The sequence below is a fragment of the Fuscovulum ytuae genome (genome assembly GCF_029953595.1).
In the GTDB taxonomy this organism is placed as follows: Bacteria; Pseudomonadota; Alphaproteobacteria; order Rhodobacterales; family Rhodobacteraceae; genus Paragemmobacter; species Paragemmobacter ytuae.
This window is the reverse complement of record NZ_CP124535.1, coordinates 2,673,094-2,687,762: the sequence shown is the minus strand read 5'-3', so window position 1 is coordinate 2,687,762 and position 14,669 is coordinate 2,673,094. Positions and strand designations below refer to the sequence as shown.

The 14,669-nt window shown below is 58.0% G+C and carries 12 protein-coding genes; 3 read left to right on the top strand and 9 right to left on the bottom strand.

From position 1 onward, the window contains the following. Positions 1 to 10: 10 nt before the first annotated feature. The 7 genes from addA to regB all read right to left on the bottom strand — a co-directional run bounded on the left by addA (position 11) and on the right by regB (position 11,155). Positions 11 to 3,322, bottom strand: coding sequence for a double-strand break repair helicase AddA (gene addA, locus QF092_RS12915; protein ID WP_281464303.1), 3,312 nt, complete (start codon positions 3,320 to 3,322; stop codon positions 11 to 13). Next, positions 3,319 to 6,288 carry a double-strand break repair protein AddB gene (gene addB / locus QF092_RS12910; protein ID WP_281469973.1) on the bottom strand — a complete coding sequence of 990 codons (2,970 nt, stop codon included), beginning with the start codon at positions 6,286 to 6,288 and terminating at the stop codon, positions 3,319 to 3,321. The genes addA and addB overlap by 4 nt, the downstream gene beginning before the upstream one ends. Beyond that, positions 6,288 to 6,986 carry a nucleotidyltransferase family protein gene (locus QF092_RS12905; protein ID WP_281464302.1) on the bottom strand — a complete coding sequence of 233 codons (699 nt, stop codon included), beginning with the start codon at positions 6,984 to 6,986 and terminating at the stop codon, positions 6,288 to 6,290. Before QF092_RS12905 ends, addB begins: the two co-directional genes overlap by 1 nt. Next, the gene (locus tag QF092_RS12900; protein WP_281464301.1) at positions 6,962 to 7,978 is read right to left on the bottom strand and encodes an aminoglycoside phosphotransferase family protein; all 1,017 of its coding nucleotides are present in this window, start codon (positions 7,976 to 7,978) and stop codon (positions 6,962 to 6,964) included. Before QF092_RS12900 ends, QF092_RS12905 begins: the two co-directional genes overlap by 25 nt. After that, complete coding sequence (gene tsaE, locus QF092_RS12895; protein ID WP_281464300.1) at positions 7,975 to 8,451, bottom strand: tRNA (adenosine(37)-N6)-threonylcarbamoyltransferase complex ATPase subunit type 1 TsaE; 477 nt, start codon at positions 8,449 to 8,451, stop codon at positions 7,975 to 7,977. The genes QF092_RS12900 and tsaE overlap by 4 nt, the downstream gene beginning before the upstream one ends. 38 nt (positions 8,452 to 8,489) lie before the next feature. Next, complete coding sequence (locus QF092_RS12890; protein WP_281464299.1) at positions 8,490 to 9,647, bottom strand: PAS-domain containing protein; 1,158 nt, start codon at positions 9,645 to 9,647, stop codon at positions 8,490 to 8,492. A gap of 119 nt (positions 9,648 to 9,766) precedes the next feature. Further along, positions 9,767 to 11,155, bottom strand: coding sequence for a sensor histidine kinase RegB (gene regB, locus QF092_RS12885; protein WP_281464298.1), 1,389 nt, complete (start codon positions 11,153 to 11,155; stop codon positions 9,767 to 9,769). 95 nt (positions 11,156 to 11,250) lie between these two features. On the opposite strand from regB, the gene QF092_RS12880 reads away from it, so the two are divergent. From QF092_RS12880 to QF092_RS12870, 3 genes are all read left to right on the top strand, one after another. Next, a complete protein-coding gene (locus tag QF092_RS12880; protein ID WP_281469971.1) occupies positions 11,251 to 11,862 on the top strand; it encodes an SCO family protein in 612 nt (203 codons plus the stop codon). A 71-nt stretch (positions 11,863 to 11,933) separates the two neighbouring features. After that, positions 11,934 to 12,488: an ActR/PrrA/RegA family redox response regulator transcription factor gene (locus QF092_RS12875; protein WP_281464297.1), complete on the top strand. Its 555-nt coding sequence runs from the start codon at positions 11,934 to 11,936 to the stop codon at positions 12,486 to 12,488. 68 nt (positions 12,489 to 12,556) lie between these two features. Further along, a complete protein-coding gene (locus QF092_RS12870; protein WP_281464296.1) occupies positions 12,557 to 12,871 on the top strand; it encodes an H-NS histone family protein in 315 nt (104 codons plus the stop codon). Here QF092_RS12870 and QF092_RS12865 read toward each other — a convergent pair whose 3' ends face one another. Further along, entirely contained in the window at positions 12,872 to 13,747 is an 876-nt protein-coding gene (locus QF092_RS12865) for a LysR family transcriptional regulator (protein WP_281464295.1), read from the bottom strand. It abuts the gene before it with no gap. A gap of 216 nt (positions 13,748 to 13,963) precedes the next feature. Beyond that, positions 13,964 to 14,587 carry an HD domain-containing protein gene (locus QF092_RS12860; protein ID WP_281464294.1) on the bottom strand — a complete coding sequence of 208 codons (624 nt, stop codon included), beginning with the start codon at positions 14,585 to 14,587 and terminating at the stop codon, positions 13,964 to 13,966. Between the last annotated feature and the right edge of the window lie 82 nt (positions 14,588 to 14,669).

Sequence of the window (14,669 nt, the reverse complement as noted above, 5' to 3'; positions counted from 1 at the left end):
TGTGGAATCGTCAAGGGATCGTGGTGCGCGCCAGCGCCGCACTCACGATATCGGGAGAAAGCTTCATCAACCGTGCCGCCCGTGTCCACAAGATGGCCGTTTCGATCACTCTATCAGGATAAATCTGTGCCAGAGCATCCGCATAGGCACCCATCTGGCGCAAAATGCCCTCTGGTACCTCTGCGGCCTGATCCGGCACAACGCGGTTTGACTTGTAGTCGATGGCCAGAACCGTTTCTGGCATAAGGATTAACCGGTCTACCGTGCCTCGAAGGGGGCGATCGAAAAGCGTCGCGCTTATTTCCACCTCCGTAAGGGCGGGAAGGGCAAAAAGATCGGCATGATCCGAAAGGACCGCTTCGACTTCGACCAAAAGCTCTGATCGCAACGCCGGATCCGGCACCAGCCGCTCCGCGACAGAAGCACGATGTAAAGAGGGGATGCCCGGCAGATGTTCCAGCAATAGATGCAGCGCCGTTCCCCGTGCCTTTGCGCTTTCCTCATCTAGGCCATCACCAGCAAGCGCCTTTGCCCCACCCAGTGATGATGGTGAAAGCGGTTGAACCGGCCGATCCACCACACTGGAAATCTGCAAGGCCCAATCAGGAAGTGGCGATCTGTTCACCATTTCAACGCGCCGTTCCATAGGATCAGGCCAGGCGCCGAAACTGTGCCGCAATACGCCTTTCGCTACAGTTTGCGTACCTGCCGCCTGCATCCCTTGTGCGATCAGGCGATACCAAGCCTGATCCTGCTTAGCCTCACCGGCACCACAGACAATCAGCCAAGATTGGGCGCGCGTCATGGCCACATAAAGCAGCCGCAACCTTTCTTGGGCCTCGCGTTCTTTTCGACGCGTGCGGGCTGCCGTCAATACGGCGGGGCTTTCATCAACCGACACACGCCATACGGCGGTTCCATTAACATCTACGACTTCGTCCCGGTCCGTATCACGATGGTCGCAGGTATCTGGTAGTATAACGATCGGCGCTTCCAACCCCTTTGCCCCGTGAACCGTCATAACACGAATACGATGCCCCTCGCTTTCGGACTGCCGCTTAACCTCCACCTCATCCGTCGAAAGCCAGACAAGGAAGCCGGTCAGGCTTGGTACATCGCCACGCTCATAGACAAGGGCCTGAGAAAGCAGTTCGTCGATCCCATCTTCCGCTTCGACCCCAAGGCGTTGCAACAACCTCCGCCGTCCATCGTGGCGGGTAAGCAGCCTCTCGATCAGGTCATAAGGGCGCAAAAAATCCGACTGGTCGCGTAGGTCGCTCAGCATGGCATGAGTGTCCGGAAAATCCGCTGCGCGCCTCCGCAATTCCTCCCAAAGCCAGCCCGTTCGCGGTTGTGCAAGATCGTGCAATTCGGCCTCGGTCCATCCGCAAAGAGGTGAACGAAGCACCGCCGCCAACGACAGATCATCCTCTGGTGTGGCAAGGAAAGCCAGCAAGGCGTAGATGTCCTTCACCGCCAGCTCTGCCCCCAATTTCAGCCGATCAGCCCCTGCGATCGGTAACCCCTTCGCTTTGCAGGCTCGGATAATCTCGGAAAACAGCGCCGACCGACGCTGAACCAAGATCAGAATATCGCCGGCATGGATTGTTCGTGTTTGACCCTTGCTGTCGCTGATCGCCGTTCCACTTTCGATCATCTCACGGATTTCGTCGGCAATCCTGCCGGCAAGCTGCGCCGTGTGGTGTTCTTCGGTGATCCGGTCTACTGGATTGCGCCAGTCATCTTCGTCTTTTCCGTCGACCTTTTCGATCAAGGGCCATAGGTCAACGCGCCCAGGCATTTGCGTCCACTGCGCGATATGTGCCGACGCTCCGCCCAATGCAGAAGGAAAACGATCACCGAACGTGTCGTCCACCACTCGAAGAATGGCGGCAGACGAACGAAATGAATGTTCAAGCCGCAAGGATTGAAACGCACGACCCACATCCCTGAAGCGGCCTTGGAAACTGAGCAGCTTTTCGTCAAACGCCGCGACATCTGCACCTTGAAACGAATAGATCGATTGTTTCTTGTCGCCCACGACAAACAATGTGCGATCCAGATCGCGCGCGCCTGACCCCGCTGTGAACTCTGCCGCCAAGGACTCGATCACGCGCCATTGTTCAGGACTTGTGTCTTGTGCTTCGTCCACAAGAATATGGTCGATCCCTCCGTCCAGCCTGAATAAAATCCACGCTGCTACGCTCGGGTCGGTCAAAAGGTCAGATGCGCGTGTGATAAGGTCATCAAAGTCCAGCCAACCGCGGGCCGCTTTCCGATCTTCGTAAAGCGGAAGAAACACACCCGCAAAGCGATGAAGGGCCAACGCTCGATCCATGGCCATCAAGGCGCAACGCAGAATTCGCGCCCCCTCAACGCGTCCCATCAGGTTGTTCAGTCGGTTCAGCACATCCGGCGGTAAAGCCTTCTGAGTATCCTTCGTTGGGAAAGTGCCGATCTTGGCAGCAAAAGGCTGTTTTGCCTTGGCCCCCAGCAGAAACAGATCCTCCAACGCAACGAGTGTGGCAAGTGACGGCGCTGAAAGGTCAAGCGTTTGCAACCGCTCAGCATTCCTCACATCAGTCGAAGACCCGTTCGCCATCGTCGAAATGACCTCTGGCATCCACCGGACTTCGTCCCCCAAAAAAGTTTCGGAAATCAAGGTTTCGTGGCTGTCCCCCTGCCGCAATCCGAACATGCGGCGGGCGGTATCCGGCGTCAGCGGTTTGGAAAATCGTGCGCGGTTACCTACGATTTGCCGCATCAATTGGCCAAACTCTTCACCCGTCCAAGCGCGGGCCAGATCGGCAACGATGTCAGGCGCGATGGTGTCCGCCATCTCCTCGACAATCTCATTCTGGATCAACAGTGCGGTCCTGTCATCCAACTCAGAAAATTGCGGTGATACGCCAGCCTCAAGCGGAAAACGCCGCAGAAGACTCGCGCAAAAGGAATGGATTGTCTGAATGCGTAGACCGCCCGGTGTTTCGATGGCGCGTGCAAACAATCGACGCGCCTTCGCCAGCGTTTCCCGATCCAACTGCGCATCTTCGCCCAAATCTGCCAAGGCTGCGCGCAACGCATCGTCTGGTTTCATTGCCCAATCGCCAAGGCGACGGAACAACCGATTCTGCATCTCGGTCGCGGCTGCCTTGGTGTAGGTCAGGCACAGGATGTGCTGCGGTTCGACTCCGCCCAGCAACAACCGCGCAACACGGTCGGTCAGAACGCGCGTCTTTCCCGACCCTGCATTCGCGGAAAGCCATGTCGAGACCGCAGGTTGCGCTGCCTGAACTTGTCGTTCCGAAGCGGCATCCCTCATCTCGCACCCCCTACTGGCGCGGGAACGGGATCATCAGTGGTATCCCATTCGCCAAGTCGCGACAGGTGGTCATAATCCCCGGCATAGCGTTCCTTCTGGACCGCTCGCCGCGCGGTGTAGCCAGACGCCTCTTTCGCGTAATGTGCGATCAAGGCCCTCAAACCCTCCCAGACTTCGGCGGTGATTTCCTGCGTGATCTCCGTTGTTTCGACTTTCGGAGAACTTCCCAGACCAACATAGGTGATCCGTGCTACATCTGCTGGATCAAGATCTGAAAAACCGCCCCTCTCTGCCATAGCGGCTGCCAAGAGCAATTGCTTGTCGAACGCTTTCTGCATCGCCTGAGTGGGAGGGTTCCCGGTCTTGTAATCCAAGATGTGCAGGCGCCCATCCGGAAGACGGTCAATCCGGTCCGGTGTCCCGGTCAGCCGGAAATCGAAGGGCGCAACCTTCACGGCCCCTGCCTTCTCTAAGATGATTGGCGTTCCACCATCTTTCCCATCCACATCCAGAAAGAAATTTGCGGCCCGCGCCAGTCGCGCCAACCAAAGCGCCCGTGCCGCGGGCCATGGCACCATCTTACCCAAAATTTCGCGTGCCGTGGACAGCAGGCGCGCTTTTGCCGCGTTCAGGTCTTCAGCATCAGGCCGATCACGCACGAAACGCTCAAGTATCTTGTGCAGGATTTGGCCGCGCAGGGCAGCGTCTGGCTCATGTCGCAAGGGATCAAGCCGCTTCAGGCGCAGGACATAGCGGCAGTAGATCGCATAAGGATCACGGATCAGCAGGCTTATCCTTGTCAGCGAAAGCTCCTTCGGCCTCTGATCGGACTTGGGGCGGGGCGATGGCCTATTGGCCGGTTGCAATCGCGGGTCCGCATCCATTTCTGTGGTGGGTTCCTCCAGCGCCTCCGCAAGTTTCAACCACTGGGTTCCGCGCCGTTCCATTGCGCGCAGGGCATCTGGCCCGCGTTTTTCGGGCAGACCAGCCATCAGGTTGGTCAATCGGTTCAGCCATCGGGATGACACCGTCTCCGCCTCTGCATCCCTTGCCGAACGGCTTAGGATGACGCGCGGCGCAGCGACGGCGATCTGATAATCATGGGCAGACAGACCCACTTGCCGTTCCGGAAGCAATAGCCCGGCATCCTTCCTCATCTGTCGGTTCAACCAAGGATCGGGATCGGGCAGGCGCGGCCAAGTCCCATCATTCAGCCCGGCAAGGATGACCAGTTCTGCCGCATGCTCCCGCGCCTCTCGTGGGCCGAGGATCAAAAGGCGGGGATGCGCCAAAACACTTTCCCTGACCTCACCACGCGCGATTACCGCTTCAAACATGTCCCGATAGGCCGCCACAGTTAGGTGACCACCCGCATCTGCCTCACAAAGCAGGGTATCCATAACCGCGCGCGCCTCGGAACCGGCCTCTTTATCCCACAGAACCCCGGTTCCTTCGGCCGCAGTTCCACGCGCCATCGCCTCTGAAAGTTCAAGATGCAGCGCCACAAGATCGACAAGCGGGGCATCCACCACTTGCGCGGCAATATCGATAATCCTAGCAAGGGCTTCGGCCCAAATCTCGATCCCGTCGTCCTTACCTCTTTCAACCCTGGCGCGCGCCCAGTTTCGAAGGTCATCCCCCGTCGGAAAAGCAGGCCCTTCCCGCCGTAAATGCAGTTCCAGCCGTCGCGTGTGCAGCAGGTGCTGTCCCCGATCTCCACCCGTGAAGGCAAGGGGATGTTTCAGCAACGTCAGCAGGACATCTGATGTCAGCTTAAGCCCCATGATGCCTGCCACATGGCGCAAAAAACGGCCGGGCGCGGAAAGGGCAAGCGGCTTACCCGCAGAATCATCGGGCAAAATTCCCCACCGATCCAAAGCAGCGGTGACACGGCGCGTCAGCATCCTGTCGGGTGTGATCAGCGCAGCCGTGACGCCTGTTTCGGCCGCTTCGCGCATCACAAGCGCAATCGCCAACGCTTCGCTGCGCGGAGATGGGGCCGTAATCAGGGCCATCCCTTGGGTCGCCTCGATCAGATCCGGCAGGTCTTTACCGGAATGAAGCCATTGATCTGTCACGGGGGCCGGGCGCAGTGAAAGGGAAATCAGCCGGTTCCGATCCTCAGCCGGAGGCACAGCTTCTGTCCAGGGTGCCACATCCGCCGGTTCAACCGACAATCGATCCATTAGCCGGCGTAGCCGGAATTGCGGATGGTCTTCGCCCGTCATCGCATCATCAAGGCTTTCCCACACATCCTGTGGCATGAACGGATCAAAACCCGGCAGAACCAGCGCCCCTTGTGGCAACTTCGCCACCGCCTCCATAAGCGCTGCCGTTGTTCCCCGCGAACCGGTGGAACCTGCCACGATTACCGGATCGTGCGGCGGAGCTTCCATCCACAGTGCTGATAGACGCGAAACCGCCATTCTTTGCCGGGTTTCCCCATCCGGCGCATCGTCCCCGGTGAAAAAGGGTGTGACGATACGCAGGAATTCGCGTGTGCGCGCCCAGTGAGCGGAATGGTTCGAGACGTCCAATGCGGCAATACGTTCGGGAAGCACCCCTTCACCCTGCATCTCGTCCATAAGTCCGGCCAGACTGTCGGCAAGGTCGAAAAGCGCAGACCGAGGGGCAAGATCAGGTTGCCGATCCAGAAGACCGGCGATCAATTGGGTCAATTCTAGCCTGCGACGCAGGGGTGACACCGGTCCCGGCAGGTTCAGAAGAGGTAGGCCCTCACCAATATCCGTTAAAAGCCGCAACCTTGGCAAAAGCCCCGGCCCATCTTCAAGAAAGCCCTCGATTACCCGCCGCCGCATCCGCGCCGTGTTCAGATAAACGGTTACCCGTGCCATCGCCTCCGGCGGCTGGCCCGCAAGTCGCGCTTTCAGGCCCCGAACCAGTTCGCGCGCGAAATCCACGCCTGGCGGCAGGTGAAAAAAACGTGGCCCCGCTGCCATAAACATCATGCGGGTGCCCTCAAAAGTGTTTCTGCCGATACGATCCCTTCTGGCCTTCCAACATCACACCAACCACCGTCATGGATCATCCCATAGAGTCGTCCGTCTGAAATCATCCGATCCCACAGCAGGTTAAGGGAAAAGACCTCTGCCTCAATCTCGGCCAGCCCCGCCGTTTTTAGGATTTGCGCCCCTAGGTAAACAGGCCCAAGTCTACCATTCGCCCGTTCCAGACGCCCATCCCCGTCCATCAGGAAGTCGCCCTTCGCAAAGTGACCCACGGCCTTTTCCACGGGCAACAACAGCAACAAACCGTCCATCCGTACTTCGTCCCAAGCCTCCATCAATTCAACCAATGGATTGCGCCCCGTCCAAACGGCATCGGTGTTCAGTGTCATCACCGGATCATCCCCCAACAGGGGAAGCGCACGCTTCAATCCGCCTCCTGTCTCAAGAACCTCAGGTTCTTCACGTGATACAATCAGGCCACGCGTCGCGATGTGGCTCTCAATCTGATCAGCAAGGTAATGTGTATTGACGACGACCCGATCTATCCCCGCATCATCCACCAAGGCGAGCGCGTGATCGATCAGAAACCGCCCCGCGACAGGGATAAGCGGCTTTGGTCGATTGGCAGTCAACGCACCCATCCGCGTGCCCATCCCTGCCGCAAATAGCATCAGCGGTGGGCATATCGGCCGCATTGGTTACCTATCCTTTCCAAGGCTTCCGGATCAGGCTCCGGAAGAAGTGCACTGCAAATTTCCGCCAGCGGCGTAAGTGATGGATGTTCCAGATTGCGTTGCAACTGCGTCCAGACGCGTGGCATCAGACTGACATAGCCACCCTTTCCGTTCTTCAGGCAAAGTCGGGCAAAAACACCAAGAATGCGAAGTGCCCTTTGCGCGCCTAGCGTGGCATAGGATGGCGCGAAAACGTCGGGGTCTATTCCCTTCCCCGCACAGAACCGCGCAATCATTGCGGCCTCTGTCTCTGCCGAAACATCGCGCCGCGCATCCTGCAGAAGCGATACAAGATCATATCCCGGCTGCCCCATCTGGGCCAGTTGGAAGTCCAAGAGTCCCACCCGTGCCACATCGTGCCGGTCCGGCAGCCAAAGCAGGTTTTCGGCATGGTAATCCCGCAGGATCATCACACGTGGGTCGTCTGCGTAGGCCCTCATCAACTCTTCCAAAACAGTCACAAATTCTGCTGAATTAGGCTCCTCGCCTGACACGGCGAAGACGTACCAGGACAAAACGAAGGCCGCCGCCTCTGCCCATTCCCGCGCTGAAAGGTCGGGCAGGTCAATCGGGGTCGGGCTGTTATGGATCGCCAAAAGAACATCGGTTGCCCCGGCATAAAGCGCGCCTTCCAGTCCCGGATCATGTGCGATCAAACGTGAAAAAAGCCCATCCCCAAGGTCTTCCAACAACAGAAAACCATTCTCGTGATCTTCGGCATAAATTGCGGGCGGTGACAGCCCCAGATCAGCCAGATGCCGTGCGATCCGCGCAAACGTGGCTGTGTCCTCTGCCGTTCCCGGCGGGGCGTCCATCAAAACCGCTGAATGCCCTTCCATCGACAGGCGGTCATAGCGCCGATCGGACGCATCACCCGCCAAGGCCCATCTGTCACTGGTTCCCCATCCGGCCGTTACGAGAAACCGCTTCGACAGTTCCTTTCGATCCGTCATGCCGACCAACCCTTGACCTGGTCCAGCAGTCCGGGCCGACCACCACTCAAATGGGCTTTCCTGCCTTCGCCCTCTGCACTTAGGCGCAGATGCAACGCATCATCTGGCAGATAAGAGCCAAGCCGATCTGGCCACTCGATCAAACAGATGGCAGAAGCAAAGGCATCCTCCAGACCCAACTCCAGAACTTCATCCGGCACGGAAAGGCGGTAGAGGTCTGCATGCCAAATTTCGGTTTCGCCAGCATCATAGGTCTGCACCAGCGTAAAGGTTGGCGACGGCACATCCTCCATTCGCCCTAACTTTGCCCTGATCAACGCGCGGGCAAGGTGCGATTTTCCGGCCCCGATCGGCCCTTCTAGCAAGACAGTATCACCGGGCCGAAGGATCTGTGCCAGCCATTCACCCAAGGCGGTCGTCGCGGCCTCATCCGGCAGGACCAAAACAGCTTCTGGAGGGATCACGACCATCATGGCCGCAGTTTTATCTTCCCCTGCCGCTATCGCAAGCGTCAGCCGCGCCCAACCAAGACAGTCTTCATCGGTCCGTCGGTTGGCACGGCACGAAATCCAATCAGCATCGCACCTTCTGTCATCGGTTCGCAACGACAACGGATCAGGCGGCCATCGATCAGCCGCGCCTCGCCCTGCCATGCGCGCCGATCATCGGTCAAATCCCCGAACGCCTCCAACTCGGCCCAAAGGGACGTGGGGGCAGAGGCGGCCCGCCATTGGCTTGCCACCTGCCGCAGATCCATCTTTCCTACCCCCGCCACCGGATCGTGGTCCCAGAGGGCCGCGTAGGCCAGATTCGAAAGAACAAGCTGCCCAGACGCTGCAAAGACCGCAATCGCCTCATCCATCCTGTCGATCACGGCCTGACAGAGATCCAGACTGGCGCGATAGCGCCGTCCGCGCAGGATTTCAGGAGAGATATCCTCGATCATCAGGGCCAAGCCACCCCCCCTGTGTCGTCGGCCCGTCACTCGATATGTCTGGCCGCCTGGCAAGGCCCAAACATCTTCAAAAGCAGCTTTCGCTGCGGCCCTTTCCATATCGACAAGTTCCGCCTTCCAATTCTTCCAGTTCGCAGGTTCCGGTACCATGCTGCGATCCCTCATCGCATCAAGCATCGCCGTCAGGCTTGGCCGACGCGAGAGGAAGGCAGGCGAAAGTCCCGTCAGCTCCACAAGGACAGGGTTGAAACTGTTCAGATGACCCACCCGATCAAAGACCGCGACACCCAAAGGGAGTTGCGCAAAAGTCTGGGTCATCGATTGCAACATGTCGCGCAGGCTAACTTCAACGCGCGCCAAGTCGTCACAAGGAAGGGCAAACCCGATCGTCCCCACGGATTGACGCTCGAATTGTGCGGCTTCACTGCCTTCGCCGACAGTCAATCTTCCGCTCCCATGCAGAATGATCAGTCGGTCTTCCGCAGACAAGCGAAAGAATGCAGCGTTGGCCCAGTCTGGCGGCACGTCTTTCACCTGCTCGGCCCGGTTCACCCACACAGGAAAGGGAAGCCCCTCGGCCGCCCGCGCAGCAGCCCGCCGCAGGCTCAGCCGTCGCAAGATCGTCGCCCCGTCCATACGAACGGCTATCGCTAGAGCCAGGATCACAAGGCCCAGCCCAAACATGACGCTGCCTAATTCTCCCCAATAAGCCATGCAACCTACCCAAGGTGTCATGCAACTTTTGGGCGAGTAACCTTAACACTTCGTTAATTTTGCCAAAATAGTTCTCCCCTTTTTCACAGCGCGCGTCCTTTCCGCAGCGTGTTGCTTCGTCAGGCTTCAAAGGGTTTGTTATCTCCAAGACTGGAGCTGGGTGGTGCCGTAATGTCGCCTGTCATCCAGACAAGTTCCACGATCGCGCCACATCGTTCTGGCCGTTCCTCAGGCGTAAGAAAGGGGTCCGACGCATTGGCGAAGGAAAGTTCTGCCCCTGTCCGCTCTAGAAGGGTCTTCGCAATGAAAAGACCCAGCCCCATCCCCTCATATTCGGGGCGCCGTTCCAGATCCTGAACAGATCGCCGTGATCTGACGAAGGGGTCGCCGATCCGTCCGATCACTTGTGGCGGATAGCCCTCGCCGTCATCCACAATCCGGATCGTGATCGAGCGATCCGTCCATTCGCCATCGACCCATACCTTTGTGCGCGCAAAGTCCACGGCGTTCTGGATCAGGTTTCGTAATCCATGGATCACCTCGGGTCGCCGCAAGATCATCGGCTGCCGTTCGCCCGAGCCCGCTCCGGGTGACAAGCTAAATGCAACCTCCTTGCCCCGCCCCATATGCGGCTCTGCCGCTTCACGCAGAACAGACGCAAGCGGGGCCTGTCGAAGATGAAGGTCATCCTTCCCAGCCCGCCCCATACCGCGCAGGATATCCCGACAACGATCCGCTTGATCACGAATAAGGCGCGCATCCTCTGCTAGATCAGGTTGATCCTTCAACTCTTCCATCATTTCGGCGCTGACCAGTTTTATCGTCGCCAGTGGCGTGCCCAACTCATGCGCTGCAGCGGCGACCACCCCACCAAGATCCGTCAGCTTTTGCTCGCGCGCCAAGGCCATTTGCGTGGCCAACAGGGCGTCCGACATGGATCGAATCTCAGTTGCAATCCTTCTGGAATAAAGCCCCAAGAACACGATCCCGATCACGATGGCCAGCCAGAACCCGAATTCAAAAACCAGCGGCACCTGTAATGCGGACCCATCCGCGAAGCGCAACGGAACATTGACGAACGCGATCAATGACGTGAACAGAATGGCCAAAGCCCCCAGGAACAGCGTGGTCCGCAGTTCGAGGGCGGATGCCGAAATCGTCACGGGCGCAAGAATCAGAAGGGCGAAGGGATTTGTTAGTCCGCCTGTCAGGTAGAGCAGGAAAGCCAATTGAGACAGATCGAACAGAAGCGTCAGCATCGCTTCCACCTCGCTCAATCGCTTGTTTTCCGGATAGACGAAAATCGAAATAAGGTTGGCAATGATCGAAGCGCCCACTGCCATGTAGCAAAGGCCCAAGGGCAGCTCGATCCCGTATACACGGTCTGCGACTGTGATTGCTGCAATCTGGCCCGTAATCGCCATCCACCGCAAAAGGATCAAGGTTCGCAGCCGAACCCAATCGCTGCGCGTATCGCGGGAAAGCAGGCCGAAGCCGGGATTCATCATCGAAAGAGGCCCTACACGACGACGTGACCAAGTTTCGCATTGTTATGCAGCGCGGCTTGCAGGATCAATGTCGGCAAAAGCCAAGGAGCGATGGCATGAGCAAACTTTACGCAGGTCTGGCCGCAGCGGCGGTCGTTGGCATGGTGGGTGGCCTGTTCGCCTATGCCCAAATGGCAGCGCCGGATGATCGCTTTGCGCAATGCCGTGCGGGTGCGGTCGGAGGCGATATTGGCGGGCCGTTTTCCCTTGTGAACGGCGAAGGGCAGACTGTTACTGACAAGGACATCATTACCAAACCCAGCCTTGTATACTTTGGCTACACTTTCTGCCCTGATGTCTGTCCGTTGGATAATGCCCGCAATGCCGAGGCGATCGATATCCTTGATGAGCGCGGCTTTGACGTAACGCCCGTCTTCATCAGCATCGACCCAGAAAGAGACACCCCCGAAGTCGTGCGCGATTTCGCGGCCAACCTTCACCCCAAAATGATCGGCCTGACTGGCAGTCCTGAACAGGTAAAGGCGGCATCTCAGGCCTACAAGACCTATTTCCGCAAGCAGAATTCTGATGATCCGGAATATTACCTCGTCGATCATTCAACCTTCACCTACCTGGTTCTGCCTGAAACGGGTTTCGTCGATTTCTTCAAACGCGACGAAACCGCCGAACAGATGGCCGACAGGACCTCTTGCTTCCTGTCGAACTGACGGCGGTTGGATTTGACCAAAGCCGGAAACCCGCCTAACTTTCAGGCAAGAACAAAACACAGGGGAACCGCATGGCTGAAGACCTGACCGCCGAGCTTGGCCCGGACCGGACGCTGTTGCTTGTCGATGACGACGAGCCGTTCGTGAAACGTCTGGCAAAAGCGATGGAAAAGCGCGGCTTTCAGCCTGAAACGGCGGAAAGTGTGGCCGCGGGTAAAGCCATCGCAATGACCCGTCCGCCAGCCTATGCCGTTGTCGATCTGCGGTTAGAAGATGGTAATGGCCTCGACGTTGTCGAAACCTTGCGTGAACGCCGCCCAGATTGTCGCATCGTAGTATTGACCGGGTATGGCGCCATCGCAACTGCGGTTGCGGCTGTCAAAATTGGCGCCACCGACTATCTTTCAAAGCCAGCGGATGCCAATGACGTAACAAACGCGCTTCTTTCCCGAACCGAAACACTTCCCGGCCCACCGGAAAACCCAATGTCGGCAGATCGTGTCCGTTGGGAACATATTCAGCGCGTATATGAAATGTGCGATCGCAATGTATCGGAAACCGCGCGCCGCCTTAGCATGCACCGTCGGACGCTCCAGCGTATTCTCGCAAAACGGTCGCCTAAATAATACGGTTATTGAATTAACAGAGATCGTGCCCTAATAAAGCGTTATCCGGTCAATTGGAGAATGCTTAAATGACCATCGATCTCAATTCGCTTTCCCTCAAGGAACTCAAGGAACTTCAGGGACAAGTGACCCGTGCTATCGCGAATTTCGAAGACCGCAAGAAAAAACAAGCTCTCGCCGAACTTGAAGAAAAAGCACGCGAAATGGGCTATTCTCTGGCGGAACTGACGGGCACATCGGCCGCCAGGAAACGCGCGCCTGCTACCGCAAAATTCGCTAATCCTGCCAATCCCGCCGATACTTGGTCGGGCCGTGGCCGCAAACCCCGCTGGTTTGCAGAGGCGCTTGCCGCTGGAAAAAAACCGGAAGAAATGGCCGTCTGATCAGGCGGCCTGCTCCAGCCATTTCAAAAAGGCCCGCGTCGCGGCGCGTTGTGGGCCCGGTTGGGTAACGATGAAATAGGCGGGCAGTTTGTCCTTGCTGTCATGCAAAAGGACAAGCCGCCCTTCCTCCAGATCGCCTTCCAAAAGGGCTAGGCTTTCCACGACAAGTCCAAGTCCCTGCCGCGCTGCCGCCAATGACAATTCTTCATTTACGAAATCGGTTCGAGAGAGGGCTTCGGGACGAAGGCCTAGACTTTTCAGATAATTCTCCTGTTCGGGCCAGTCCCGTGCAAGGATCCACTCCATCTCTTGCATCTCTGCCGCCGACAGCGTTGTCCGTCCTGCAAGGAGATTGGGCGATGCCGCAACCGCCATCCGCGCCGGTGCCAAAAAGCGCGCCGTCACCCCCTGCCAGTCGCCATTCCCATATCGGATGCCTAGGTCCATCCCATCCCTACGCAAATCCACAACCCGCGCGTCGGGGTGCAAAGACAGGGCAATATCCGGGTAAAGGTCCCAGAATTCCTTCAATCTCGGCATCAACCACTGCGTCGCGAAACTGGCGGTAAGTGTAATCCGAACCGGTCGATCCGACCCGCCCGCTCGCAACGTGTCAACCCCTGCTGCAACTGTCGCGAAGCCGTCCAGCAAAGCCTGCGCAAGTTGCTGCCCCTCCGCTGTCAAGGCCATACCTCGACCGTCGCGGGCCACCAAAGCTGTATCAAGCGCCTGTTCCAGTCCACGCACTTGCTGTGAAACCGCCGCATGGGTGACAATCAGGACCCGCGCAGCCTGCGAAAAACCCCCAAGTTCCGCGACAGCCGCAAAGGCACGCAGAGAAGACAACGAAGGAAGGCTCCGCCAATCGATCGCCATGTGTAATCCATGCTAACAGTTCTGAAAGACTTCTGACTCGGAACCATGCCAATTTAAGTATATTCGTGCCAGAATAACTAAGTGACAGGAGAAGAAAATGTTACAAATTCTCGCCGAAGCCCTGCTCCTCGCCGCAGGTCAGCGCCTAGAACAGCGCCCCAGCAAAGGCCATCCTGTGCCGCAGGATGCCACGCGCGGCACGGAACGCCCCGGTCCTTACACTCCGCCTTCCCGCATTGTTGGCTGACCCGTGCAAGCCGCCAAAAGTTCTTCATGTCGTGAAATATAGTCCGTCCGCACAATCGCGGGCGGACGCAGTTTGATCTCTAGGCCCCGCAAAACCTGCGCATCCGGTTTCCCGAAGAAGCGATCCGCCTCGGCTGACGAAAATCCGGCAATCTGCACCGCCTCCATCCAGGCTGATATTTTGTCCGCCGACTTGATTGCCTTTTTGATCGGCGGAGGCAAAGTGATCGGCAGTCCAAAACGCAAATGCACCGCAGCGGTCAGACGTTCGTCCAGCGCACCATAGCCCGATCCGACCGCCGCCTTGACCGGGCTGATCATGTCTCCGATCACATATTCCGGCGCATCATGCAGCAAGGCTGCCAATTGCCAACGCGGTGCGACACCCGGATTGCAACGGCTAAAGATCACTTCGACCAGCAACGAATGCTCGGCCACCGAATAGGGCCAATCCCCCCGTGTCTGCCCATTCCATCGCGCAACAAAAGCCAGCCCATGCGCAATATCTTCGATCTCGATATCCATGGGCGTCGGGTCCAGAAGATCTAGCCGCCGCCCCGAAAGCATCCTTTGCCACGCCCGAGGCTGCTTCATCCCCTACCTCCCTTCGGCCATTAACCGACCTTTACCACCGTGTCATTGTCCAAGGCCGCACAGCATGCTATCTGCCGCCCAA